17 protein-coding genes are annotated in these 21,903 nt (G+C 32.9%); all 17 read right to left on the bottom strand.

What is annotated here, in order from left to right; all coding sequences use genetic code 11:
- Positions 1-5 precede the first annotated feature (5 nt).
- Positions 6-1,001 carry a gluconeogenesis factor YvcK family protein gene (yvcK, locus tag HMPREF3058_RS07485; RefSeq protein ID WP_002491219.1) on the bottom strand — a complete coding sequence of 332 codons (996 nt, stop codon included), beginning with the start codon at positions 999-1,001 and terminating at the stop codon, positions 6-8.
- Positions 1,001-1,909 (bottom strand): RNase adapter RapZ, encoded by a 909-nt coding sequence (rapZ, locus tag HMPREF3058_RS07480; RefSeq protein WP_002491240.1) that lies wholly within the window; start codon positions 1,907-1,909, stop codon positions 1,001-1,003. Before rapZ ends, yvcK begins: the two co-directional genes overlap by 1 nt.
- 175 nt (positions 1,910-2,084) lie before the next feature.
- Positions 2,085-3,017 (bottom strand): thioredoxin-disulfide reductase, encoded by a 933-nt coding sequence (gene trxB / locus HMPREF3058_RS07475; RefSeq protein WP_002445954.1) that lies wholly within the window; start codon positions 3,015-3,017, stop codon positions 2,085-2,087.
- Positions 3,018-3,081: 64 nt separating this feature from the next.
- Positions 3,082-4,521 carry a tetratricopeptide repeat protein gene (locus tag HMPREF3058_RS07470; RefSeq protein WP_002491223.1) on the bottom strand — a complete coding sequence of 480 codons (1,440 nt, stop codon included), beginning with the start codon at positions 4,519-4,521 and terminating at the stop codon, positions 3,082-3,084.
- Positions 4,488-5,024, bottom strand: coding sequence for an acyltransferase (locus tag HMPREF3058_RS07465; RefSeq protein ID WP_002445952.1), 537 nt, complete (start codon positions 5,022-5,024; stop codon positions 4,488-4,490). The genes HMPREF3058_RS07470 and HMPREF3058_RS07465 overlap by 34 nt, the downstream gene beginning before the upstream one ends.
- A complete protein-coding gene (gene lgt, locus HMPREF3058_RS07460) occupies positions 5,021-5,860 on the bottom strand; it encodes a prolipoprotein diacylglyceryl transferase (protein WP_002445951.1) in 840 nt (279 codons plus the stop codon). Before lgt ends, HMPREF3058_RS07465 begins: the two co-directional genes overlap by 4 nt.
- Before the next feature lie 5 nt (positions 5,861-5,865).
- Positions 5,866-6,798: an HPr(Ser) kinase/phosphatase gene (gene hprK / locus HMPREF3058_RS07455; RefSeq protein ID WP_002445950.1), complete on the bottom strand. Its 933-nt coding sequence runs from the start codon at positions 6,796-6,798 to the stop codon at positions 5,866-5,868.
- A 352-nt stretch (positions 6,799-7,150) separates the two neighbouring features.
- Entirely contained in the window at positions 7,151-9,985 is a 2,835-nt protein-coding gene (gene uvrA / locus HMPREF3058_RS07450) for an excinuclease ABC subunit UvrA (RefSeq protein ID WP_070731245.1), read from the bottom strand.
- A 7-nt stretch (positions 9,986-9,992) separates the two neighbouring features.
- A complete protein-coding gene (gene uvrB, locus HMPREF3058_RS07445; protein ID WP_002445948.1) occupies positions 9,993-11,978 on the bottom strand; it encodes an excinuclease ABC subunit UvrB in 1,986 nt (661 codons plus the stop codon).
- Positions 11,979-12,533: 555 nt separating this feature from the next.
- A complete protein-coding gene (locus HMPREF3058_RS07440) occupies positions 12,534-12,767 on the bottom strand; it encodes a CsbA family protein (RefSeq protein ID WP_002445947.1) in 234 nt (77 codons plus the stop codon).
- Positions 12,768-12,772: 5 nt separating this feature from the next.
- A complete protein-coding gene (locus tag HMPREF3058_RS07435; RefSeq protein ID WP_002476221.1) occupies positions 12,773-13,414 on the bottom strand; it encodes a YfbR-like 5'-deoxynucleotidase in 642 nt (213 codons plus the stop codon).
- Positions 13,415-13,722: 308 nt separating this feature from the next.
- The gene (locus HMPREF3058_RS07430) at positions 13,723-14,523 is read right to left on the bottom strand and encodes a COG3942 and LysM peptidoglycan-binding domain-containing protein (protein WP_002445945.1); all 801 of its coding nucleotides are present in this window, start codon (positions 14,521-14,523) and stop codon (positions 13,723-13,725) included.
- A 346-nt stretch (positions 14,524-14,869) separates the two neighbouring features.
- Positions 14,870-15,986 (bottom strand): peptide chain release factor 2 gene (gene prfB / locus HMPREF3058_RS07425; protein WP_141755967.1). Its coding sequence is split into 2 segments (ribosomal slippage): positions 14,870-15,913 and positions 15,915-15,986, totalling 1,116 coding nucleotides; the frame shifts between segments, so codons are not numbered across the junction.
- 195 nt (positions 15,987-16,181) lie between these two features.
- The gene (gene secA / locus HMPREF3058_RS07420; RefSeq protein WP_002476191.1) at positions 16,182-18,716 is read right to left on the bottom strand and encodes a preprotein translocase subunit SecA; all 2,535 of its coding nucleotides are present in this window, start codon (positions 18,714-18,716) and stop codon (positions 16,182-16,184) included.
- 667 nt (positions 18,717-19,383) lie between these two features.
- Positions 19,384-19,953, bottom strand: a complete 570-nt coding sequence (gene hpf, locus HMPREF3058_RS07415) for a ribosome hibernation-promoting factor, HPF/YfiA family (protein ID WP_002445942.1) — start codon at positions 19,951-19,953, stop codon at positions 19,384-19,386.
- A gap of 60 nt (positions 19,954-20,013) precedes the next feature.
- The gene (locus HMPREF3058_RS07410) at positions 20,014-20,688 is read right to left on the bottom strand and encodes a ComF family protein (protein WP_002486656.1); all 675 of its coding nucleotides are present in this window, start codon (positions 20,686-20,688) and stop codon (positions 20,014-20,016) included.
- Positions 20,681-21,903, bottom strand: a 1,223-nt coding sequence (locus HMPREF3058_RS07405; protein WP_256280249.1) for a DEAD/DEAH box helicase family protein, incomplete at its 5' end; no start/stop codon positions are given. The genes HMPREF3058_RS07410 and HMPREF3058_RS07405, both read right to left, overlap by 8 nt.

Genomic DNA, 21,903 nt, shown 5'->3' with positions numbered 1-21,903 from the left:
TATAATTATTTCTTTTTATCACTAGGAGTAAAGCGAATTGTACTTGTTAAATCTAAGGCAAGTTCATAAATCATTTTTGATAATACTTTTGTGTTATGTCTGACATAGTGTTCATTAGATATTTCAACTAAATTAGACGCCGTTAAAACTCTAATTCCACTATCTTTTAATTGTTCTTTATGTACTGCTACTGGTTTTGAATTCTTTTCTTCATATCGTTGTAAAACATCTTTACTATATGATTCTGAGCTACATATGACAAAATCAATAAATGGTTCACCAACTTGTCGAGTAAGTGCATCAATATGCTCTTTAACATCATAATTATCAGTCTCTCCTGGTTGTGTCATAACATTAGATACATAAAGTTTTGGGGCAGATGTACGTAATAATGCTTCTGAAATGCCTTTGACACATAAATTTGATATAACACTTGTATATAATGAACCTGGTCCTAAGACGATTAAATCTGCTTGTTCTAAAGCTTCTACCGCTTCATTCATTGGTTCAACATCACTTGGTTCTAAAAACACACGTTCTATTTTTTTATGTGTTTTAGGTATATTGGTTTCTCCATGTACAATTTCACCGTCTTCCATCACTGCGTTGAGTTGCACACTTGTATTTGTTGAAGGAATGACTTGGCCTTTAATATTTAAAACTTTGCTTAACTCTTTAATAGCGTGTCCAAAGTCATTGGTAATGTTAGTCATTCCAGCAATAACTAAATTACCTAATGAATGTCCATCTACTTGATTTTCACCAAAACGGTACTGGAACAATTGAGTTAATATCGATTCCGAGTCACTTAAAGCAGCAATGACATTACGAATATCACCAGGCGCTGGAATATCCATGACATCTCTAATTTTCCCCGTGCTCCCACCATTGTCCGCTACAGTAACAATGGCAGTAATGTCTATTGGAAATTCTCTAAGGCCTCTAGCAAGGACAGAAAGTCCAGTGCCACCACCAATAAGTACTACGTTCATTTGTTTCATTATCTCTCTCCACTTTCAATATGCGCATCTCTATGATGCACATAAACATTATATTCAAAAATCTCGTTAAGATATTCAGCTAAACGTTTAGCTAATGCGACTGATCGATGTTGTCCACCCGTACAACCTATAGCAATAACCAATTGCGATTTACCTTCTTTTTTGTATCCAGGAATCATATATTTTAGTAAATCCGTTAATTTATCAAAAAATATTTGGGTTTCTTTCCACTTCATAACGTAATTGTACACTGGCTCATCTAAACCAGTAAATGGACGCAATTCCTCTACATAGTATGGATTAGGTAGAAATCTGACATCAAAAACTAAATCAGCATCCATTTGTATACCATGCTTGAAACCAAAACTTGTCACGTTGATAGTAAATGTTTCAAAGTTTTCATCTAAATAAAACTTTGAAATGCGTTGCTTTAATTCTTTAGGTTTTAATTTTGTTGTATCAATCACGTAATTAGCGATACTTCGGATTTCTGATAGATGTTCACGTTCCTCATTTATTGCATCTATTAATGATCTTTGTCCTTGTTCATTTAGTGGGTGCGCTCTTCTTGATTCTTTATAACGTGAAATAATTTTTTCTGTTTTAGCTTCCAAAAACATAACATCTAAAATCACGTCATTGCGACTTTTAATAATATCAATTTCTTTAACTAGAGATTTAAATAATTCCTTACCTCTTAAATCTATTGCAATTGCTACTTTTTGCAATGAAGGATTTCCTTGAGCCATCAATTCTACAAATTTAGGTAACAGTACAGGTGGTAAATTATCTACACAGAAAAAACCCATATCTTCGAGACTTTGAATCACCAATGATTTACCCGCTCCAGACATACCTGTAACAACTAACAATTCACTTTTACCCATTTCTTTTTCGTTGTTTGCCATTTTCTTAAGTCACCGCCAATTATAATCTTCAATCAATATCATTATATTAAATTCATCTTATCACACTCAAATATGCAAAGTAACATACTTATATTGTAATTAAAAAAGCTAGAATCATTGATGACGATACTTTGACGCAAACAATGTTCTAGCTATGTGTAAAATGAGTTAAATTTTAATTATCTTTTAATTCTGTAATATAGTCAGCTGCACTTTGCGCCGCAATACTACCGTCTCCTGTAGCAGTAACAATTTGACGTAATCCTTTATCACGAACATCACCTGCAGCAAAAATACCTCGTACTTTAGTACTCATGTCATCTTGTGTGACAATGTATCCTGCGTCATTTGTAATACCAAGATTTTTAAATGGCGCTGTGAGTGGTTTCATTCCAATATAAATGAATACACCATCGGCATCATAAGTCTGTTCAGCACCATCTTTAGTTGATTCAAGTGTAACTGAACCAACTTTACCATCTTTTTCATTAATTGTTTTAAGTGTATGACTCCAAATAAAGTCAACCTTATCATTTTTGAAGGCACGTTCTTGCAAGATGTTTTGTGCACGTAATTCATCTCTACGATGAACAATCGTTACTTTATCTGCAAATTTAGTTAAGAAAGTTCCTTCTTCTACCGCTGAATCTCCACCGCCAATTACGAAAAGACGTTTATTTTTAAAGAATGCTCCATCACAAACCGCACAATAACTTACTCCACGTCCTCCTAATTCTTGTTCACCAGGAACGCCAATCTTTTTATACTCTGCTCCAGTTGAGATAATAACTGCATGAGCTGTTACTTCTTTATTCCCTAAATTGATAACTTTATAGTCACCTTTATCTTCAACAGATTTAATATCGCCATATTGGTATTCCGCACCAAATTTTTTTGCATGTTCAAACATTTTCGTAGATAAATCAGGGCCTGTGATCATCTCAAATCCTGGAAAATTCTCTACTTCTTCAGTGTTTGCCATTTGACCGCCTGGCATACCGCGTTCAATCATGACAGTTTTTAAATTGGCACGTGATGCATATACTGCTGCTGTCATGCCGGCAGGACCTGCACCGATTATTGCTACGTCAAAATCTACTTCAGTCATTTTAAATGCCTCCTACTTATTAATCATTATGCGCATTATATATCATACTTTTCATTTCATAAATTTATATGCTCAATATAAATTCAATTGTTTTATTCAGTTTGTATCTAGAAACATCAAAATCGTCCATCAATTGTCTCTTAGTGAATGGTTGACTAGAACGACGATATGATAGGTAAACAAATGCAGCGACATATCTATCGACATCTACTAAATCTACATTTTCAGCTATAATCATTTCTGCTTGATTAATCCAATCTGTAAATAAAGACGTGTTATATTTGAATTGCTTAAAATTATACAACCTTTGCATACCTCTGTGTATAAAATCTAATTTATTGAGTGTGAGGCCTTGTACCAAATATGTGAGATAAAGTTTCTCATAATCATTCATTGATTCAAGAATTGACCAAATATCTTCAGTCATTAGTATTTCTTTTCCATTTAATTGATGAAGTAAAAAAATACCGTAAAGTCGATAATGATTATTATCATCTAGTAATAATGGTAACACTCGTGATTCAAATACCGTTTTACTTTCCTCAATTACCCAAGGTGCATAACCTACATCAACTTTAGAAATTTGAGTGAGCTTGCTCCACATCTCAATACTTTCGTCTTTATTTCCTAGGTAATAAAAATTGAAGCTCAATGCATTATACAGTTGAATAGAGACAAATTTACCTTTTTTATAAAGTGGATAAAGTAAATTCTGAGAAGCACGATACTGTTTTAAATAACTCAATACAATTCCTAATTTAAAGGTTTCGTCGTCATTTAGTGGTACTACTTTATTAAGTATTTTAAGATATTTTTGATATTTTTCTGTTTCCTTTTTATTATAAAGTAATAATGTGTAGTGACAAAGTGCATGCACATCTGAATTATCTTCCTTTAAAAGTTCTTCAAACATTGCTTTGGCACTATCATACTCACCTAGATACAAATAACACATTGCAAGTAAATTCCTAATCACCCTATGCTGTTGAATCTCGTAAGATTGATTCAAAATAAATGCTCGGGCTTCTTCTAGCCTACCTTGTGAAAAGAGAAATTGAAATAAAAGTTGTGTTGAAAACAATTGTGCTTCTAATTCAATTTTTTGTTCACTTGTGTACGTGACTTCGAATGTTTTTTCAAGCATTTCTCTAAAATCTTTATCATCTGACAATATTACATAATTAATACCAAACAAGAATGCCTTGTTTGGCTCGTTTAATTCTATATTTAATTGACTTAGTTCATAGAAGCTTTCTTCTACATGAAAGTCTTTAACAATATTCTCATAAAAAAGATGTTCTGCTTTTTTGCCGATATTTAATTTAACTAAACATTGCGCATAGTGTTGTTGAATATCAAAATCCTCAGGTGACAACTCAAGCACTTTTTCATAATATTCTGCCGCTTTCTTGTAGTTCTGTTGTTGCCACTTTTGGGTAGCCATTTTTCGGTAAAAAGCCTCATCAAAAATCATTGGAATGATGTTATTTTCTTTTTGTGCCATTCGTTGTCACCTCCTGAATCTAATTGTATTTGCATAGGGTTACCAAATGCAAAACTGTAATCGGGAACATCTTTAGACACAACCGTACCCGCACCAATTTTAACATGCTTTCCTATAGTTATTCCTGGCAATATTGTCGTATTTGCACCTATTAAAGTGTAATCGCCTATAATGACTTTCCCCACTCTCCACTCATCAACAAGTACTTCGTGAGTTAATATTGTTGTATTATAACCAATGACTGTATTCTTGCCAACCGAAATGTATTCTGGATAAAACAAATCAGGCAACACTTTATATGCAAATGAAGTATGATTCCCGACATCCATTTTTAAAAGCTTTTTATATATTTTATTTTTAAGTTTCATACTAGGAATAAATCTTGCAATTTCTATAATCAACGTTTGCTTTAGCACTTTTATGAATTTAATTTTTCTATATATATGCCATAAAGGATTCACTTGATGATATTTTTCTTTACTTAATCTTCTCAAAATAATCACTTAGCCTTTTTAATCGGCCATGTTAATGGTCCTGAATTTTTATATTTTATTGGTTGATATTTAACTCTTCTATAAATTACGAATATCACACTAATCATAATAAGCACGACAGAAACAAGTTGCGCTACACGTATATGACTCGTAAGCATCAAACTATCGGTTCTCATAGCCTCAACGAAGAAGCGTCCTACAGAATACCAAATAAGATAACCAAAGAATGTCTCTCCAAGTTTTAGACGTTTCCTTAAAGTAATTAAAATGACAAAACCTATCACGTCCCAAATTGACTCATATAGAAATGTCGGGTGATAATATTGACCTTCAATATACATATTTCTAATAATAAAGTCTGGCAAATGTAAATGTTCTAGAAAAGCTCTAGATACTGGTCCTCCATGCGCTTCATGATTCATAAAGTTTCCCCAGCGTCCTATCCCTTGAGCTAAAATAATACTTGGTGCCACAATATCTCCTATTTGAAATGGATGTAGATTTTTGATTTTACAAACAATAATCCCCGTGATAAGCCCACCAATTAAGCCGCCATGTATGGCTATACCACCATGCCAAATTTTTGGTATCTCACTCAAGTGATTCATGTAATATGGCCATTGAAATGTAACAAAATATATTCTCGCAACTATGAATCCAACAATCGCGCTATAAAATATAATATCGATTAAAGTGTCTTTATGTAATCCAACCTGTTTCAATGCTGCTTGTGCAATGAAGTATCCAAGTAAGATACCACAAGCAATAATAATTCCATACCATCGAACTTGGATTGGTCCCAAGCTAAAGGCAACAGGATCGATATATCCTAATGTAATATTCATGTGTGTTACTCCTCACTTTTATGACTATTTCGAACGATTTCTTCATTAAGTCTCTCATTAAATTCAACTGCTGTATTAATACCCATGATATTAAGACGATAATTCATAGCCGCTACTTCAATAATTACTGCTACATTGCGCCCTGGTCTAACTGGTATCGTTTTTTTAGTGATTTCCGTATCAAGAATTTTCAATGTTTCTTCATTAAGACCTACACGATCGTATAACTTATTCTTATTCCAATTTTCTAAATTAATGTTTAATCGAATTTGTTTTTCAGTTAATATTGATCCTGCTCCAAACAAAGTCATAACATTAATGATACCGAGACCACGAATCTCTAGCAAATGTTCGATAAGTTTAGGAGGTTTGCCTACAAGTTCATCCTTAGTAATTTCTTTGATTTCTACATTATCATCAGCCACTAATCTATGACCACGTTTGACTAATTCTAATGCAGTTTCACTTTTTCCAATGCCAGAATCTCCTGTAATTAGTACACCTACTCCGTAAACATCAACAAGTACACCGTGCAAAGAAGTGGTTTTCGCGAGTTCATGTTCAAGAAATGTCGTTAACCTACTCATTAAGCTCGTTGTGGCATCTTTCGCAACAATAATTGGTGTATGCGTTTCTTGAGATGCACGTATGAGTTCTTCTGGTGGTTCTAACCCACGTGTAACAATAATCGCTGGAGTTTCAGGACGGCATAACTTTCTCATTCTTCCTTTTTTCTCTTCATCTGGAAGTAAATTATAAAATGATAACTCCGTTGTCCCTAATAATTGAATACGGTCTGAAGCATAATGTGAAAAATATCCAGCCATTTCTAATCCTGGACGTGAAATATCTGTGTTTTTAATTGGTCTATCTAAACCTTCTTCACCAGTAAGTAATTCTAAATTTAACGTATTAACTAATCTATCTGTTGTTAACATGCATTCACCTCAAATTTCATAAGCCATTCGTATCTTCCTTTTCTATTATCATATCAAAAATCAACTCATGTTTTATATTAAAATGATGATTTAAAATTTTAAAAGTTTCTTAAATCATTACTGTTTTGAGACAAACTAGATTTTTTCCATTATACAATTGAGTAGTTGATTGATTGAGTTAAAAAATATACCTTAAATAACAATCTAAATCGAAATTCAAATAACTATTTGATGATTTATGCTCAAATTAATGAAATTAATTTGATATATAAAGCTCTAAGATTCTTTGTGTAAAAGTCATCTTAGAGCTTTTTAAGTTAATCTATCATTTTATTACTAGTCATACATCTTACTATTCAACTCTGTCTCTCTCTAATACTGGTTTTAAGTATTGACCAGTGTAAGATTCTTTATTTTGAGCGATTTCTTCAGGTGTACCAGTTGCGATGATTGTTCCTCCACCTTCACCGCCTTCTGGACCTAAATCAATAATATGATCTGCCGTTTTAATAACATCAAGATTGTGTTCGATAATAACGACCGTATCACCATTTTCCACTATACGATTCAATACCTTTAATAAACGACTTATATCATCAACATGTAATCCTGTAGTTGGTTCATCAAGAATATAAATAGAACGCCCCGTTGAACGCTTGTGCAATTCTGATGCGAGTTTTACACGTTGCGCTTCACCACCAGATAATGTAGTAGCTTGTTGACCTAAAGTAATGTACCCCAACCCAACATCTACAAGTGTTTGTAATTTACGCTTAATCTTAGGGATATTTTCAAAGAAATGCGTAGCTTCTTCAACAGTCATTTCTAACACATCCGCAATATTTTTTCCTTTGTATGTTACCTCTAGAGTCTCACGATTATAGCGTTTACCATCACACACTTCACAAGGTACATAGACATCTGGTAAAAAATGCATTTCAATTTTTATAATTCCATCACCTTTACAAGCTTCACATCGTCCACCTTTGACATTAAAACTAAATCTACCTTTTTGATAACCTCGTATTTTGGCTTCATTCGTTTGTGCAAAGACATCTCTTATGTCATCAAAGACACCCGTGTATGTGGCTGGGTTAGAACGTGGAGTTCTACCTATTGGCGATTGATCAATATCAATGATTTTATCTAATTGATCGATTCCTTTGATTTCATCAAAATTCCCAGGTTTCACTTTAGATTTATTAATTTTTTGAGCTAATGCTTTATATAAAATTTCATTGACGAGTGAACTTTTACCAGAACCTGACACACCTGTAACTACAGTTAAGACGGATAGTGGGAAGTCTACATTTACATTTTTTAAATTATTACTTTTAGCACCTTTAATTTGAATCTTTCTATCGGTGATTTCGCGTCTGTATTCAGGGACTTCTATTCGTTTTTTTTCACTTAAATATTGACCCGTTAAGGACTTTTTATCTTTCATTACTTTATTAGGGGTGCCACTTGAGACAACCTCTCCACCGTGGTTACCGGGTCCGGGAGCCACATCAACTAAATAATCAGCTGCTCTCATTGTATCATCATCATGTTCAACGACAATGAGTGTATTACCTAAATCACGCATTTCTTTTAAAGTGTTAATTAATCTATCATTATCTCTTTGATGTAATCCAATTGAAGGTTCATCTAAAACATACAGTACTCCGGTTAATCGTGAACCAATTTGTGTTGCTAAACGAATACGTTGTGCTTCCCCTCCAGATAAAGTTCCGGATGAACGATCTAAGGTCAAATATTCCAAACCAACATTATTTAAAAATGATAATCTTGAAATAATCTCTTTTAAAATTTGATCTGCAATCGATTTATCTTGATCGCTTAATTTTAAGTTTTCGAAATAATAAAGTGCATTTTTAATTGAATATTCAACGACTTCACCTATATTATAGTCGCCTACATATACAGATAACGCTTCTTTGCTTAAACGTTTGCCATGACAAGTTTCACACGGTAACTCTGTCATGTATTTACTCATCATTTCGCGTGTATATTCAGAGGGAGATTCATGGTATCGACGGTCAATATTAGGTACCACACCTTCAAAAACCATTTTACGTTTACGAGTACCACCATTTCGTTGCGTAAATGTAAATTCAATTTCTTTTTCTCCAGAACCATTCATCAGTATGTTTTTTTGTCTATCAGTCAATTTTTTATATGGCTTATCCATATTAATTTTGTAGACTTCACATACACGTTTTAATAAAGTTGGATAAAAATCCGAACTTGTTGGTTCCCATGGTTCAATTGCGCCTTCATTTAAAGTTTTATTTTTATCTGGAATGACTAAATCTAGGTCTACTTTTAGTTTTTGACCTAAACCATCACAAGTTGGACACGCACCAAACGGACTATTGAAACTAAACATTCTTGGTTCTAATTCACCAATAGAGAAACCACAAATAGGACATGCGTGGTTCTCAGAGAATTTAAGTTCCTCTCCATTAATAACGTCAACTGTTAAATTACCTTCAGCAAGTTCAAGTGCTGTCTCAATAGAGTCCGCTAGACGCGTCTCAATGCCGTCTTTAACTACAAGTCTATCAACAACAACTTCAATTGTGTGATTTTTATTTTTATCCAATTGAGGCACTTCATTTACATCGACGATTTCATCATCAACACGTAAACGCACATATCCTTTCTTACCTATATCTTCAATTAACTTTTCATGACTTCCTTTTCTATGTGAAATGACTGGTGCGAGTAATTGAATTTTTGTACGTTCTTCCAATTCTAAAATACGATCAACCATTTGTTGAACAGTTTGTGATTCAATTTCTATACCGTGGTAAGGACAGTACGGTTTACCGACACGCGCATATAATAATCGAATATAATCATAGATTTCAGTCACAGTGGCAACGGTAGAACGTGGGTTTTTACTTGTCGTCTTCTGATCAATAGATATTGCCGGTGACAAACCTTCAATGGTATCTACATCAGGTTTGTCCATTTGTCCTAAAAATTGTCGCGCATATGCACTTAACGATTCCACATAACGTCGTTGACCTTCAGCATAAATAGTATCGAACGCTAACGAAGACTTACCTGAGCCTGAAAGTCCAGTCATGACAATCAACTTGTTTTTAGGTAATTCAATATCTACTCCTTTTAAATTATGTGCTCGCGCACCTTTTACTACAATTGACGGTCCTTTCATTTAATCGTCACCCTTCTGCTTTTAATTCAAATAACATATCTCTTAACTCTGTAGCTTTTTCGAAATCTAAATCTTTGGCTGCTTTTTTCATTTCTTTTTCTATATTTTCTATTGTTTTTTGACGTTCTTTCTTTGTCATTTTCTTAGGTAACTCAGTTTGTTGTTGTTGATTTGTTTCATCGCTCTCCACAGTAGCACTAATGACGTCGTGGATCTTTTTGTTAATTGTTTTCGGCGTGATGCCATGTTCTTTGTTATGAGCAATTTGTATTTCTCTACGTCTTTGTGTTTCATCTATCGCATATTGCATGGAATCTGTAATTTTATCCGCATACATAATGACTTCTCCTTTGTCATTACGTGCTGCTCGCCCAATAGTTTGAATAAGAGATCTATCAGAACGTAAGAAGCCTTCCTTATCTGCATCTAAAATTACAACCAAGGATACTTCAGGTATATCTATACCCTCTCTCAGCAGATTGATTCCAACTATTGCGTCGTAAGTACCCATACGTAAGTCTCGAATAATTTCTATTCGTTCTAATGTTTTAATTTCTGAGTGTAAATAATTAACTTTAATCCCAGCTTCTTTCATATATGTAGTTAAATCTTCACTCATTTTTTTAGTAAGTGTTGTCACAAGTACACGCTCATCTTTGTCAACGCGATCTTGGATTTCACTTAAAAGATCATCGATTTGATTCTCAGTTGGACGCACATCAATTTTAGGATCAAGTAAACCAGTAGGTCGTATAATTTGTTCAACCATTTCATCTGTATGTTCTAACTCATATGGGCCTGGTGTAGCTGAAACATAAACAAGTTGTTTTGTTTTTTCTTCAAATTCTTCAAATTTTAATGGTCGGTTATCCAACGCACTTGGCAAACGAAATCCATGGTCTATTAATACTTGTTTACGAGCTCTATCCCCATTGTACATACCACGAATTTGAGGTAACGTAACGTGTGACTCATCAATCATGACAAGCCAATCGTCTCCAAAATAATCAAGTAATGTATATGGTGTTGAACCTAATGGTCTTAAAGTTAAGTGAACAGAATAGTTTTCAATACCTGAACAAAAGCCCATTTCTCTCATCATTTCTAAATCATAGTTAGTACGTTGTTCTAACCTTTGTGCTTCTAATAATTTATTCTCATCACGTAATTCTTTTAGTCTCTCTTCTAATTCTTTTTCGATTCTTTGAATAGCTACTTTCATTTTCTCTTCACGAGTAACGAAGTGCGAAGCTGGGAAAATTGTAAAATGCTCACGTTCTCGAATTACTTCCCCAGTTAAATAGTTAACCTCTCTGATACGATCAATTTCATCACCAAAAAATTCTACGCGAATACACATTTCTTCTCTAGAAGCCGGGAATATTTCAACAACATCCCCACGCACTCTAAATGTACCACGTTGAAAATCTATGTCATTACGTGAGTATTGTACATCAACTAACTTTCTCAACAATTCGCTTCGTTCCATCTCCATACCAACACGTACACTAACAACCAAATTTTTATATTCTTCAGGATTACCTAAACCATAGATACAACTAACACTTGCAATAATAATGACATCATCACGTTCAAATAAAGAACTTGTAGCAGAATGTCGTAGTTGGTCAATTTCATCGTTAATGGAGGCGTCTTTTTCAATAAAGGTATCTGTTGAAGGCACATATGCTTCAGGTTGATAGTAGTCGTAATAACTAACGAAATATTCAACTCTATTTTCTGGGAAAAATTCTTTAAATTCACTATATAGTTGACCTGCTAATGTCTTGTTATGTGCAATAATAAGTGTAGGTTTACCAACCTCTTTAATTACGTTACTCATAGTAAAAGTTTTACCTGTCCCAGTTGCACCTAATAAGGTTTGATGACGTTTCCCTTCATTTACGCCATCCACAATTTTTTGTATCGCTTGTGGCTGATCACCTTGTGGCTCAAATTCAGACTTTAACTTAAATGGAACATGTTCTACCATTCCAAAATACGCCTCCTATTATTGTAATCATTTATAAAGATTTTACACATCTCGTATCAATTACTTTCTCATGAATATCATTTTCTATTTTAACAAATTCTAAAAGAACAATACAAACATTTGTTCGCTTGTGAAATTTAACATTTTTAATGCTTATTCTAAAACAAGAGCTCTAAGATGATTTCTAATGCAAGAAATTGTCTTAGAGCTTTATTTATCAGTAATGTATGCTGTGCGATGTTTTTTTAAAAGTACGATCAAATACATATTATATACACACTGTACTTCAAAATCTTTCGCTTTTATATTCACAATGTATCAATTATTATGTTCTAGCCATTAAAATATTTACTAATTAATATTTAGTTATTAATGTTTACACCATGGATTACTTAATATTCAAAATAATATAAACATTAATTTAAAGTAAAAAATGAACAATAAATAATAATCCAACAATTTTTAAATTAAATCATAATCACTATAATTACAGTTTAAAGTAATAATAAATCAAAAAAACAAATACTTCAAAATTTTTGTTTGCATAAACACATCTTAAGAATCATTTTGGTTCTTATGAAATTCAAGTTGATCAATTATTAAATAACCAGCTAATAAACTTGTCACATCTATAAAAATAATCCATTCGTTGTGAAAGAATCCTTTATAAACTGATGCACCTATTATTATCAATGTGACTAATGTACCAATCCATTTACTTCTAGTCACCACACTAAACAGCACAACTAATATACAAGGAAAAAAGGCCGCACAAACATACCAAATCATTATCGTCACCCATTTCTTCTGCTTAGAATTGACATTGTTGTTTCACGTAATTCAGTTCGAGGAATAAAGTTTTCTGTGAGCATTTCAGGTATTACATTTTCAATAAAATCTTTTACAGATTCTAAGTGATCAAATTGTATAATAGTTTCTAAACTCATTTCATATATTTCAAAAAATAGTGGCTCAGGATTACGTTTTTGTATTTCTCCAAATGTTTCATACAATAAATCAATTTTATCAGCAACAGATAGAATTTGACCTTCTAGAGAATCATCCTTACCTTCTTGTAAACGTTCACGATACACGTGCTGATATTGTGTTGGTATCTCCTCTTTGATAAACGTATCTACCATTTCTTCTTCAACTTGGGAGAATAAATGTTTTAATTCCTTACTTGCGTATTTTACCGGTGTTTTGATATCACCTGTAAACACTTCAGCAAAGTCGTGGTTGAGTGACTTTTCATAGAGACTCTTCCAATCGATTTTATTTCCATGATATTCTTCGACAGTAGCTAAATATTGCGCAATTTTAGTTACTTTAAAAGAATGAGCAGCAACATTATGTTCAAAATATTTAAATTTACCTGGTAATCTTATTAATTTTTCTAAATCTGATAGTCTTTTAAAATATTGATGCACTCCCATAATAAGACACCTCCTTAATATTAAAATTAGTCTATATTCTTATTGTTATTATATCAATCAATATTATTATTGAAAGTAAATTATCATGTAAATCATTTCTATTTTATTATAAAAGAAAAAGTAGAATAATGAATTCATTTTGAACTCACTATTCTACTCTAATACGTAACTTATGGATAAAACATGTTGATATATATGAAGAAGTTGTTCTACCAACATGATGTTCAATTTAATTGTCTAGAACGTTTATATAACATAAGAGACAGTTATACGCTAAGTTCATTCACACCTTGAATATAAATAGTCATTTAGTGAATGTAATTATATGAATTAGGATTGCTAATAGTTCTGTAAGATTTTACGTTAACGCCACCATTCCAGTTCATTTCCGAAACAGTTACAGAACCATTAGAATTGATTGATTCAACAACGCCAACATGTCCATAAGCGCCAGCCCCATTTTGACCCGAACCACTTTGGAATACAGCACCAACCTCAGGTGTGTGATCTACATTAAAGCCAGCCTGATTAGCTGAATATGCCCAGTTACTAGCGTTGCCCCATAGACTTCCAATTGGTTTCCCTAGCTCAGCGCGACGATCGAATGCATAATAAGTACATTGACCAGTAGTGTATAAATTACCTGAGTTAGATACACTTCTTAGACCATTGTAGGCGTTTGGCACAGAGTATGTATCAGTTGATTCACTGTTATAATTATCATAAGTAGTGTTGGATGTATCAGTTGATACATTATTATATCCTACTGGAATATAGTTAGTTTCATAATTTACGAATGTGTTTGTGTTATTAAATTGTTCAAATGCAGTTTCAGATACTACAATTTCATCTCCTGGAAAAATAAGAGGTTCTATACCAGGATTTAAAGCATAAAGTTCTTCTAAAGTAAGATGATGTTCTAAAGCAATTTTATATAAACTATCTCCAGGTTTTACAGTGTAAATACCTAAGTTTGATTGATTTGTAATTACATCACTCGTTGCATATGAGTCTAGTTGCGACGTCTCAGATTCTTGTGCGTTAGCTGCAGTGTTAATTGCAATAAAAGCTGCAATCGAACTTAACGTTACAGTTAGCGTTTTTTTCATCTAGTTGTCATTCCTTTGCTAGTTGATTATTAATTCACAAATTTAATATAGCACAATCAAATGAGGCTAAGGGTATTGTTATATTGATGTAATATAATAGTTAAAAAGAGTGTTTTTACACTAAGAGATAATTATCTACTCTACTAGTTCCTAACCTTATGATGTACAGGTCAAATTTAAGTCATTCTCGTCTGAGACTAAATTTACTTCGGTAACATTAGAAAATGCAGACTACATATAAAGTACATATAGCTTAAAAAATAAACTCCCTATTTTGTCTGTTTTCTATTTAATGAAAAATACGCATAATCATCGATAAATCAAATAATGATTATGCGTGTATCAATTATATGTCTTGTCGATCCATTTCTTTTCTTAAATAAGCTTCTATGAACGGGCCTATTTCTCCATCCATAACAGCGTCTACTTTACCAGTTTCTTCATTCGTACGATGATCTTTAACCATTGAATATGGATGAAAGACGTAAGAACGAATCTGACTTCCCCATCCAATGTCTTTTTGTTCGCCACGAATTTCAGCCATTTCTTGCTCTTGCTCTTCTAACTTTAATTGATAAAGTTTGGACTTCAACATTTTCATTGCAGCTTCTCTATTTTTTATTTGAGATCGTTCATTTTGGTTGTTGACTACAATACCTGTAGGGTGATGTGTAATTCTAATTGCAGACTCAGTTTTGTTAATATGTTGTCCACCAGCGCCTGAAGCTCTAAAAGTATCCACTGTAATATCATCTGGGTTAATCTCAATTTCAATTTCATCATTATTAAAATCAGGAATAACATCACATGATGCAAAAGAAGTATGTCGTCTACCAGATGAATCGAAAGGTGAAATTCTAACTAAACGATGAACACCCTTTTCTGCCTTTAAATATCCATAAGCATTATGCCCTTTTATAAGTAATGTAACACTTTTAACGCCTGCTTCATCTCCTGGAAGATAATCAACTGTTTCAACTTTAAAGCCATTTTGTTCACAGTAACGTTGATACATCCTAAGAAGCATACTTGCCCAATCTTGTGATTCTGTACCGCCAGCACCGGGATGAAGCTCTAATATAGCATTATTGGCAGCATGTGGTCCGTCGAGGAGTAATTGTAATTCATATTGATCAATTTGTTCTTCAAATTGTTGAACTTCCTCTTCTAATTCTTTCTTCATATCCTCATCATATTCTTCTTGTAATAACTCTCTCGTCGCACTCATATCATCAACAGCATTTGTCAGTTGATAATACCCATTTACTATAGATTTTAGTGCATTGTTCTTATCAATGATATCTTGTGCTTTAGTTTGATCATTCCAAAAATCGGGATCAGTCATCATTTCTTCATACTCTTGTATGTTCGTCTCTTTATTTTCTAAGTCAAAGAGACCCCCTAATTTGATTTAAGTGATTTTGATATTCTTCTAAATTTCGTTTAATCTCAGATAATTCCATTCATCTTCTCTCCTATTTAATCATACTATGTCATAATATTTATATCATACAGTATATGTCTATTTTTTAAAAATAAACGGCCATTTCATCTCTATATCATATTACTAAGCATTTAACTTACAAGCGATGTAAATAAAGACTGAGTCATTCATAATTAGATATGCCTCAGCCTTTAAATTTAAACTATTTTATTGATTACGCTTTTCCATGACAATTTTTATATTTTTTACCACTACCACATGGGCATGGATCATTTCTACCTACCTGATCACCTTTTACAATCGGTTGTGGCTTTGCTTTTTCTTTGCCATCTTCAGCAGTTACATGTTTTGCTTCACCAAAGCTTTTAGATTTTTCACGTTCTACATCATCTTCAAACTGAACCACTGATTTCAAGATATACTTACATGTATCTTCCTCGATATTTTGCATCATGATATCAAATAATTCATGACCTTCATTTTGATAATCACGAAGTGGGTTTTGTTGTGCATATGAACGTAAATGAATACCTTGACGCAATTGATCCATCGTATCAATATGATCAGTCCAATGTGTATCAATTGAACGTAATAAAATCATCCGCTCAAATTCACTCATTTGGTCTCCTAATGTTTCTTGTTGCTGTGCATACGCTTTTTCAATTTTAGACCACACAATTTCAAAAATATCTTCTGAATCTTTACCTTTAATTTCTGTATCTTGAAGATCTCCTTCTTGCAAGAACACATCATTAACGTAATTAATAAATGGCGTATAGTCCGGATTATCGTCTTCTTCATTAATAAAATGATTAATCGCACGTTGCAATGTAGAACGTAACATCGCGTTAACGACTTGAGAACTGTCTTCACTATCAATGATTTCATTACGCTCATTATAAATAATTTCACGTTGCTTACGTAAAACTTCATCATATTCTAGAATACGTTTACGCGCATCAAAGTTATTACCTTCTACTCGTTTTTGAGCTGATTCTACAGCACGAGATACCATTTTCGACTCGATTGGCGTCGAATCATCCATTCCTAAACGGTTCATCATTTTCTGTAAGCGTTCTGAACCAAAACGTACCATTAATTCATCTTGTAAAGATAGGTAAAAACGACTATCTCCTCTATCACCTTGGCGTCCTGAACGTCCACGTAATTGATCATCAATACGTCTTGATTCATGACGCTCAGTACCAATAACAGCAAGTCCACCTAACTCTTCAACACCATCACCAAGTTTAATATCTGTTCCACGTCCAGCCATATTTGTGGCAATTGTAACTGCACCTTTTTGCCCAGCGTTTGAAACGATTTCAGCTTCTCGTTCATGATTTTTAGCGTTTAATACGTCATGTCTGACACCACGTTTTTTTAGTAAATTTGAAATATATTCAGAAGTCTCAACAGCAACAGTACCTAGTAAGACGGGTTGCCCTTTTTTATGTTTTTCTACAACATCTTCAACTACCGCATCAAACTTACCTTTTTGACTAATATAAATTAAATCTGAATTATCTTTACGTTGAACAGGTTTGTTAGTTGGAATTTGAGTAACTGTCATATTATAGATATTACGAAATTCTTCCTCTTCGGTTTTCGCTGTACCAGTCATCCCCGCTAACTTATTATACATTCTGAAATAGTTTTGGAAAGTAATGGATGCCATCGTTTTAGACTCATTTTGAATTGCTACGCCTTCTTTAGCTTCAATTGCTTGGTGTAAACCTTCAGAAAAACGACGTCCAGGCATTGTACGTCCAGTAAATTGGTCAACTATTAATACTTCACCGTCAACGACCATGTAATCAACATCGCGTTGCAATGTAACATGAGCTCTTAAAGCTGTATTAATATGACTAATCACTTCCACATTTTGAACATCATAAAGATTATCTACCTTGAACATACGTTCAGCTTTATCTGCACCTTGTTCTGTAAGATGTACAGCTTTGGTTTTTTCGTCATAGTTATAATCATCTTCAGCTTTAAGCATTTTTGCAAAAACATTTGCTTGAGTATATAAAGAAGTAGATTTTTCCGCTTCACCAGAAATAATTAAAGGTGTTCTTGCTTCGTCGATCAATATGGAATCGACCTCATCAATAATTGCAAAATGTAGAGGACGCATTACTCTCTCTTCAGCATAGTTCACCATATTATCTCTAAGATAATCAAACCCAAGTTCATTATTCGTACTATAAGTGATGTCTTGTGCGTAAGCCTCACGTTTTTCTTCAGTTGACTTACTATTTAAGTTCAAACCTACAGTTAAGCCAAGATAGTTATATAGTTCAGCCATTTCTTCACTTTGTGAACTTGATAAATATTCATTGACTGTAATAACATGTACACCTCTACCGGCTAAAGCATTCAAATACGTCGGCATGGTTGCAGTCAACGTTTTCCCTTCACCTGTTCTCATTTCCGCAATATCACCTTTATGTATAGCAATACCACCCATTACTTGTACTTTATAAGGAATCATATTAAATACTCTCTTTGACCCCTCACGTACAAGTGCATAAGCTTCAGGTAAAATTTTATCTAAATAATCATTTTGTTTTTTTACATCTTCAATTTCTGCTAACTCTTTTTGAAAAGATTTTGTTTTTTCACGTATTTCTTCATCGGTTAATATCGCAGTATCTTCCTCTAAAGCAAGTACTTTATCTGCTAACTTACCTAATCTTTTAATTTCTTTTTTATTGCCGTCAACAATTTTCGATAAAAATCCCATTGCACGCGTCGCTCCTTTAACTAAAAACTGTTTGGCTTACAACAATTTATCTTATCATTTATATCGCTAAATTTATACTTATATACTCATGAAGTAATGCGTGTTAACTCAATATTTCACAACACTTCACTTTGATTCAACTAGCAACAGCCTCTTTTCTATAGACAATCATTTATATTGTAAAATGTCTATAGACACTTCAATTAACAATAATTTTATTTTAACACGTTGCAATCATTTTTTTCTCGCAATCAAACACGTTTTTAAAAAATAATGTAACGCAATACCATTAACTAATATAGGAATTTAAAATCAAAGTTTAAATATAAATCGTCAAATCACACTAGCATATTTGTAAGCATACTGTCTATTAATTACTCATTTAGGTTGTGAATTCAAAATTTAAACACACAAAATAAGCTGAGACACTTATTAAGAATACGAACTCCAAAGCTTGATTAATGTCATATCTACTTTGAAGTGAACATATCAAAACAATGCCCCAGCCTATGTTTATTAACTTCTATATTTGTAGTCAAGCAAACTAAGAATACATATGTGTATTGGTAACCCCGATTCTATTAATCATTATTACCTTATTCAATAAACTGATAAGAATTCTTAATTCAACTTTGGCAATATTATAGTCTATAATATACAAGTCAATTTATTCAGTTGTTTCAATCAGACCGTATTTGCCATCTTTTCGTCTATAAACAATGCTCGTACCATCAGTTTCTCTATCGGTAAAAATAAAGAAATCATGTCCCAATAAATTCATTTGCAATACTGCTTCCTCAGAATCCATTGGTTTTAAGCTGAATTGTTTAGAACGAATAATTTCAATATCATTTTCACTTTCTATATCATCTGCTTGATTGTTTGCTGTAGACTCTTGTACTTCAGCAACAAAGATATCTTGATCTCCACGATCTCTATGTTTACGATTTACACGAGTTTTGTATTTACGTACTTGTCTTTCCAATTTGTTAGTAATTAAATCAATACCTGCATATAAATCATCATGTCTTTCTTCAGCCCTAAGAGTGACATCTTTTAAAGGAATTGTAACTTCAATTTTAGTTGTAGAATTAGAATAAGTTTTAACTCTAACATGTGCTACAGCATTTGGCACATTGTTAAAATATCTTTCTAATTTACCTACTTTCTCCTCAATATAGTTGCGAATTGCATCTGTGATAGTGAGGTTATCTCCATGAATTTCAAATCTAATCATAGTAATCTCTCCTTAAACCTCTATATTGATACTTCTTACCTATATTTTACCATGTTTATGTTATCGTGCAAACGCAAACACTTTGAATTTTCTGACTTTTTTATCATATAATTTACACCCCGCGTGATGAATCGTTAACCCTGTTGTATAAATATCATCTATGAGTAGTATTACTTTCCCTTCGATATTTATCTCTTCATCTTTTATATAAAATGGATTAGAGGCTTTTGAACGTTCAACCTTTCCTAACTTTGACTGCTTAGGACGTATATGTGTACCTAATACATCTTGATATGAGATGCCCATTTTATCTAAGACGGTGGTCACCGGATTAAATGTACGTTCAATGTCGCGTTCAATTGGAGAAGGAATTGGAACTATATAATCATATTGCGTTTGAGGTAAAACTAATCTTCTTGCCAATACTTCTGCTAAATAGAAGTCTCGCATAATCTTATATTGGTGTATGATTTCTTTCATCACACCATCATAACTATAATCACAAAACAATTGTTCCATTAAATAAAATGTTTTACTTAAAAATTGACAGTCATGACATTCGCCATCAGTAGAGATTTTGTTATTAAGACACTTAGGACACCTACCATCTTTATGAATTTTGGAGTTAAGCCATAATGTTTCACATCTTTCACAAAATATCTGAGGTGGTTTAAATAAGTTATAAATATGAATGGTCTCTTGAATAGTTTGATTGCACTGAATACATTTACGCATCAACCCATCCCCTTTTAATTGCCAACCGATTCATTGAAATAATGTTTCTTTTAGCTAAAACCATTGATAATGTAACACCTTCATGAAGAAATAAAACTAAGCCACTTGGAGACTGCTGTTTACGTCCTACGCGACCAGCAATTTGAATTAAAGCCTCTTGTTGAAAACTTCCTGCATCAACTACAACGACATCTAAGTGTGTCATGGTGAATCCTCTTTCTAAAATAGTTGTAGTGAATACAATTTTGTGTTGTCCTCGTCTTAAATCTTCAATTTTTTCAAATCGTAAATCATCTTCACTGTGAACGCAAATCAAATCAGCGATGTCCATTTTATACTGTTGATACGTTTTATTCATTATCTCTATATTATTAAAAAAGACCAAAGTAAAACGTTGTTGGTTAATTTGATTTCTAAATAAATTAAGTAATAAATTTTGTTTTCGCGTTGATTTTAATTTGAAATATTTGAACTTAGGAATAGGTAGAGGGTGTCGGTGAAAACGGGCTGGTAACTTAATTATTTTTTCTGGGGGGAATTGTTTTAAAAAATGACGCGGTGGTGTGGCCGTCATGAAAATATGTGAATGATTCAATTTTGAAGCAAGTTGTATTGCATTTGATAATTGTGAATCCATAGACAACGGAAAAGCATCTACCTCATCGACAAATACAGTATCAAAATGCTGTTTAAACCTCAATAATTGATGGATAGTAGCAATAACAAAATGACCATTATATTGCTGTCTACTGGATTGATGTAGCACATCTATACGTTCATCGATAAAAGCATCTTTAATTCGATGACTTATCTCAATAATAACGTCTACACGAGGTGATACGATGGCAATATTATGTCCCATTTGACGAGCTATTCTAATACCCTCAAACATCATTTCAGTTTTCCCTGCTCCTGTGACGGCATATAACAAGAGATCATTATTATTTTTTATAGCTTGAATGATAGCTTCTGAAGCGTATTGCTGTTGCTTTGATAATTCAAAGGGTAACTGATAATTCGCTTTTGTTGCTTTTTGAAAACTTTTTACGATACATATATCTGTAATACTATCCATTCTGCCTAGTTGAATGCATCGCCTACAGTATGTGATTGTTTTATCCAATATCGTTGAATTGTAAGTCACAAAATATTGCAAAGAAGTGTTTCCACATTGAATACAATACCAACGCTCACTGTCTTTTATAACACCTTTTG

This window comes from Staphylococcus sp. HMSC068G11, assembly GCF_001815825.1.
Taxonomy (GTDB): domain Bacteria; phylum Bacillota; class Bacilli; order Staphylococcales; family Staphylococcaceae; genus Staphylococcus; species Staphylococcus epidermidis.
The sequence above is the reverse complement of the archived record's forward strand: the minus strand, read 5'-3'. Positions and strand labels throughout refer to the sequence as shown.